Genomic DNA, 2,534 nt, shown 5'->3' with positions numbered 1-2,534 from the left:
CGCTTCGACATCTCGAAGCCGGACACGGCGCGCGAGCTCTGGCGTGCGGTGGACTGGACGCCATTCGAGGTCTCCGCCGTGCCCGTGGGCGCCGATCCCGCTGCCGGCTTCCGCGCCCGATCCCCGCTTCACGACTGCGTCCTCCACCGCCGGGACGCGCCCACCCACAGCACAGGAGCCATTCCGATGACGGAGAAGACCGACACCCCGGCGGCCGAGGCCGCAGCCGCCCCGAGCGCCGACCAGCCCAGCGACGCCGTCGCATCCGAGGACACGCCGATGACCGACCCGAAGCCTGCCGCGACCCAGGCGGAGACCCGCGCCGCCGACTCGCAGAGCCCCGGCAGCGCAACCCGCGCGCAGCCGCACTCGCGGACACCGGAGGCGGCGCAGGCCCATGATCCCGAGGCCGACGTGACGCGGGCGCGGGAGACCGAGCGCGAGCGCGTCTCCACGATCTATGACCTGGCGGGGCGGCTGAACCTCGAGCGCGGCTTCGCCGAGGATCTGGTGAAGCGCGGCACGGACCTCGCCGAGGCGCGCCGACTGATCCTTGATCAGGTCGCCGCGAGCTCCGAGGAAACCCGCAGCTTCAGCCAGATCTCGATCCCGCTGGGCGGTCGGGACGAGCAGGTCACCCGCCGCGACGCGGTCGCCAATGCGCTGCTCCATCGCTACAGCCCGACGCTCTTCCCGCTCGAGGATGCGGCGCGCCAGTACCGCGGCATGACGCTGATGGAGCTGGCCCGCGAGAGCCTCGGCAACGCTGGCGCCAACACCCGCGGGCTGTCGCGCGACGAGGTGGCCACGCGCGCGCTGCACTCGACCTCGGACTTCCCCGAGATCCTGTCGGCCGTCACGAACAAGACGCTGCGGCAGGCCTACGAGGCCTACCCCCGCACCTTCATGCTGTTCTGCCGGCAGGTGCTCGCCACCGATTTCAAGGCCATGCACCGGGTCCAGCTGGGCGAGGCGCCGCAGCTTCTGGAAGTGGCCGAGAGCGGCGAGTTCAAGCGCGGCAGCCTCGGCGAGTCGAAGGAGAGCTACAAGGTGAAGACCTATGGCCGGGTGGTCGCCATCACCCGCCAGACGCTGATCAACGACGATCTCGACGCCTTCACCCGCATCCCGGCGATGTACGGCAATTCCATCGCGCAGCTGGAGTCGGACGTGGTCTGGGGCATCATCACCTCGAACCCCGCGATGGCCGATGGCAACGCGCTGTTCCACACCACGCACAAGAACCTCGCAGGCTCGGGCGCTGCGCTGGATGTGAGCAGCGTCGGCGCCGCCCGCGCCGCCATGGCCAAGCAGACCGGGCTCGACAAGAAGACGGTGCTCAACGTCCGGCCCGCCTTCCTGATCGTGCCGGCGGCGCTGGAACTGAAGGCCGAGCAGCTCGTCGCGCAGAACCTCGTGCCGGCGACCAGCGGGACGGTGGTGCCGCAGTCGATCCGGACGCTCTCGCCCATCGCCGAGCCGCGGCTCGACGCCGCGAGCGAGACGGCCTGGTATCTGGCGGCGAGCCCGAACCAGATCGACACCATCGAGTACGCCTATCTCGAGGGCCAGCAGGGTGCCTACATCGAGACGCGCAACGGCTTCGACGTCGACGGCGTCGAGATCAAGTGCCTCCTCGACTTCGGGGCCAAGGCCATCGACTGGCGCGGCCTCTACAAGAACCCCGGCGCGTGAGCCGGGCCACCCCCTGAACCCTGATCACTGACGCACGGGCGGCCCTCGCGCCGCCCGTCGTCGTTCCGCGAAAGGATCCCGCGATGAAAAACTACTTTCAGCCCGGCAACACCATCACCCTGACCGCGCCCTATGCCATGACCTCCGGCGACGGCCTGCTCGTCGGCTCCATCTTCGGCGTGGCGGCCGGCGATGCGGCCAGCGGCGCGCCCGTCGAGGCCGGACTCACCGGGGTCTTCGACCTCACCAAGATCGGCTCGCAAGCCTGGACCGTCGGCGCCAAGGTCTATTGGGACGACACCAACAAGCGCTGCACCACTGTCGCGACCGACAACACCCTCATCGGCGTCGCCGTCGAGGCGGTGGCGGGCGGAGCGGGCGACACCATCGGCCGGGTGCGCCTGAACGGCAGCTTCTGATGACCGCCTTCGCCGCCGCCCTCGACGCGCTCTTCGCCGACACGCATCTCGCGCGGGACGTCGTCTACACCGCTGAGGGCGGCGCGCCGTCACTGGTCCATGCGATCCTGCGCCGGCCCGACGACGTCGCCGGCTTCGGCGACGCCCGCATCTGGTCGGAAACCACCCGGCTGGATCTGCGTATCGCCGAGGTTGCGAACCCGCGCCCGGGCGACCGCATCGAGATCGACGGTGAGCCCTTCCTCATCCAGGGCGAGCCCGTCCGCGACCGCGAGCGGCTCGTCTGGACCGTGGATCTCCGCCCGGCATGAAGCTGAAGCTCGACGTCACCCCGGACCTCGCCGCGCTCATGGCCGCGGAGATCAAGGCGGGCGAGCGCGCGGTCACCACGGCGATGCGCGAGGCCGGCGGGCAGCTAAA

3 protein-coding genes are annotated in these 2,534 nt (G+C 70.4%); all 3 read left to right on the top strand.

The features are described from left to right. The first annotated feature begins 48 nt into the window (after window positions 1–48). The 3 genes from DLJ49_RS20915 to DLJ49_RS20905 all read left to right on the top strand — a co-directional run bounded on the left by DLJ49_RS20915 (window position 49) and on the right by DLJ49_RS20905 (window position 2,425). Entirely contained in the window at window positions 49–1,695 is a 1,647-nt protein-coding gene (locus DLJ49_RS20915; protein WP_369932942.1) for a prohead protease/major capsid protein fusion protein, read from the top strand. An 83-nt stretch (window positions 1,696–1,778) separates the two neighbouring features. Beyond that, window positions 1,779–2,114, top strand: a complete 336-nt coding sequence (locus DLJ49_RS20910; RefSeq protein ID WP_115395443.1) for a DUF2190 family protein — start codon at window positions 1,779–1,781, stop codon at window positions 2,112–2,114. Further along, window positions 2,114–2,425, top strand: a complete 312-nt coding sequence (locus DLJ49_RS20905; protein WP_115395442.1) for a head-tail joining protein — start codon at window positions 2,114–2,116, stop codon at window positions 2,423–2,425. The genes DLJ49_RS20910 and DLJ49_RS20905 overlap by 1 nt, the downstream gene beginning before the upstream one ends. Window positions 2,426–2,534: the final 109 nt, after the last annotated feature.

This window comes from Rhodovulum sp. 12E13 (genome assembly GCF_003340565.1).
Classification (GTDB): Bacteria; Pseudomonadota; Alphaproteobacteria; order Rhodobacterales; family Rhodobacteraceae; genus HLUCCA09.
Note: the sequence above shows the minus strand (reverse complement) of the source record. Positions and strands in the feature narration are given on the sequence as shown.

Excerpts from the sequence above, each read along its gene's own strand:
- DLJ49_RS20910 (WP_115395443.1), top strand. The coding sequence starts at position 1,779 with ATGAAAAACTACTTTCAGCCCGGCAACACCATCACCCTGACCGCGCCC.
- DLJ49_RS20905 (WP_115395442.1), top strand. The coding sequence starts at position 2,114 with ATGACCGCCTTCGCCGCCGCCCTCGACGCGCTCTTCGCCGACACGCAT.